2 protein-coding genes are annotated in these 2,555 nt (G+C 71.8%); both read right to left on the bottom strand.

Features of this window, described 5'->3' with window-relative positions; translation table 11 throughout:
- Positions 1-287: 287 nt before the first annotated feature.
- Positions 288-977, bottom strand: coding sequence for a response regulator transcription factor (locus HET64_RS38115; protein WP_215111800.1), 690 nt, complete (start codon positions 975-977; stop codon positions 288-290).
- Between the two features lie 28 nt (positions 978-1,005).
- Positions 1,006-2,217: a transposase gene (locus HET64_RS38110; protein ID WP_215111801.1), complete on the bottom strand. Its 1,212-nt coding sequence runs from the start codon at positions 2,215-2,217 to the stop codon at positions 1,006-1,008.
- Positions 2,218-2,555 lie beyond the last annotated feature (338 nt).

The raw sequence follows: 2,555 nt of genomic DNA, 5'->3' as shown, positions 1-2,555 counted from the left end.
GCTCGGAGATGTTTATAAGAGACAGGCGGGGCCCACCACCCGCTGCTGCGGCGGCTGGAGGGAGCGGCGGCCTGACGCGGACGGGCCCCGGGGCGTGCGCGCCCGGGGCGACATCCGCCCGGCCGGCGTTCGGCCTACGTCCGCCGGGCCGTTGTCCGGCCTACGTCCGCCCGGCCTGCGTTCGGCCGACCGGTGTCCGGCCAACGTCCGGCTGGAGACCGGCTCCGACCGGTGTCCGCCCGGCTGGAGACCGGCTCCGACCGATGTCCCGCCCGACCCGTGTCCGCTCAGCCGGCGGACGTCTCCGGCATGCGCCAGGCGTACCCCATGCGGTAGCCGACGCCCCGGACCGTGATGATCCAGCCGCTGGAGCCGAGCTTCGCCCGGAGGCTGCTCACATGGGTGTCGATCGTGCGGCTGGTGTGCCCCCAGTCGCTTCCCCAGACCCGGGCCATCAGTTCTTTCCGCGTCACGACCGTTTCCGGGGTGGCGGCCAGGGTGTACAGCAGCTCGAATTCCTTCGACGTGACACCGACGAGCCGATCGTGCAGCCGTACTTCCCGCAGATGCGGATCGATATGCAGATCGTGCAGGGAAATAGCGGCGGGAAGGGTCTGCCGGGGCCGGGTGCGGCGCAGAACCGCTTCGATGCGGGCCCCGATCTCCCGGAATCCCCAGGATTTCATCACGCAGTCGTCCGCGCCCGCATGCAGCACGAGGACCCGCTCGCATTCCGCGTCGGCGGAGCTGACCGCTATCAGCGCCGTGTCTCCGCCGTTCCGCAGGGCCCGGCACAATTCCAGCCCGTCGATATCGGGCAGGTCCAGGGAGAACAGCACCAGATCCGCGTCGCCGTACGCCCGTAGGGCCCGTTCCCCGGTGGAGACACCGTGGGCGGTGAACCCCTGCCGTCGCAGATCGCCGACCACGGCCGCCGCGGCGGAGGCGTCCGGCTCCACCACGAGTACCCGTCTCATGTGCCCCGCCCCTCTCCTCGGCCCCACGTCAGCGGGAGACGCCGGTCAGCGCGGCGGCCGGGACCCGGCGCGGCGGCGCTCCCGGCGGCGCGGGTGTGGCACCGGCACCGGCACCGGCACCGGGATGCAGGCGTTGGTGGACGTAGGCGGCCGACGCCATGGTCATGTGGTGGTGCCAGCCGGGGAAGGAACGGCCCTCGAAGTCGAGGACCCCGAACCGCTGTCGCAGCACCGCCACGGCCGACAGCGCCGAGGTGTGGCTGCGGGCCAGCCGCAGGATCTCCTCCACCCGGTGGTCGGTCAGCGTGGTGAGCCAGTAGCGGGGCGGCTGCCGGCCGTCCGGGTCGGGTCTCTCCACGACGCGGTACGCACGCCCGGCCCCGTCGTCGCCGGGCGCGGGCCGGGGCGTGGTCACCGTGCCCGCGTAGGTGTGGACCGGTACGGCCCTGACCCGGCCGTCGGGGGCCTGCCGCAGCAGGACATGGGTCTGCCGGGCGTGCCGCACCTCCATGAGCGCACTGACACCTGTCACAAGCGGCGCGTGCGCTCCCGTGAGAAGCACCTGATGGTCCGGCGGGACCTCGCACACCACGTCCGCCCGCTGCCGGGCGAGACCCGCGAGGACCCTGGCCGCCTCGGTGCACCGGGTGAGGTCCAGCACCCAGGGAAGGCGCGGCAGCCGGGGCTGCGCCGCGACCTCGGCGGCGTATCCGGTGACATGGTCGGCGGGGGTGCGTCCGGCCTCGGAGCCGGGGATGCGCGCACGGCGTCGGCGCTCCCGGTCCGAGTCCCACGTACGGTCGAGCAGGAGGCTCCAGCCCACCGGATAGCTCCGGCCGCCCGAGGAGAGGAAGAAGACCAGCGCACGCTGGCAGTTGACGGTGCGCCCGGTCTCCGCGTCCACCCGCCGGTGCACGCCCACCGAGTGCTCGCCCCGCTTGGGGATGATGAGTTCGGCGACGGTCCAGGCGTGCGGGGCCGTCCGCTCGGCGACCAGTCCGGTGAGCCGGTGGCGTACCGGATTCCAGTCCCACGGGCTGGCGTTGATGAACTGGTGGAGACCGTGCGCCGCTGCCGAGGGTAAGGGCTTCGCCAGCGCCATCCGGCGGGGTGTCTTCTTGCCCGACGCATGGATCAGGGCCCACAGATACGCCTGGGCCCAACGCCGCTGCTCCGGGCGCCGGAACGCCCGGAAGATCTCGTCCATGAACGTCTGCATGTACGCGCCCTCGCCCGGCATCGCCGCGCGTACCTCAGTTGACGACATGTAACGCTACGCCCCCTCGATACTCGTCACCGCTCGCACCCGAGTGGATACATGGCACATCAGTACGGGGTGAAAGTACCGTCCGTGGCGGAAATTGCCCGGGTCGGCCGCCTATTTTGCAAGTTCGGGGTCTGACCTGCGTAAACGCGCTTCGGTGGGCCGGGAGTGGGGGGTGCGTACGGGGGGAAAGTCCGGTTTTACCGGTGGTGGAGCCCTGTTCCGGGGCCGGCCGGCGAAGTGTCAACAAATCATGAACATGCCCCCGGGACGGTCCCCGGGGAGCGTTTCCCGGGTCCGTCCGCGAGGGGAGG

This window comes from Streptomyces sp. McG3 (assembly GCF_018619185.1).
Taxonomy (GTDB): Bacteria; Actinomycetota; Actinomycetes; order Streptomycetales; family Streptomycetaceae; genus Streptomyces.
This window is presented reverse-complemented; position numbering and strand designations above follow the sequence as displayed.

Coding starts and splice junctions, on each gene's coding strand:
- HET64_RS38115 (WP_215111800.1), bottom strand. CDS start 977: ATGAGACGGGTACTCGTGGTGGAGCCGGACGCCTCCGCCGCGGCGGCC.
- HET64_RS38110 (WP_215111801.1), bottom strand. CDS start 2,217: ATGCCGGGCGAGGGCGCGTACATGCAGACGTTCATGGACGAGATCTTC.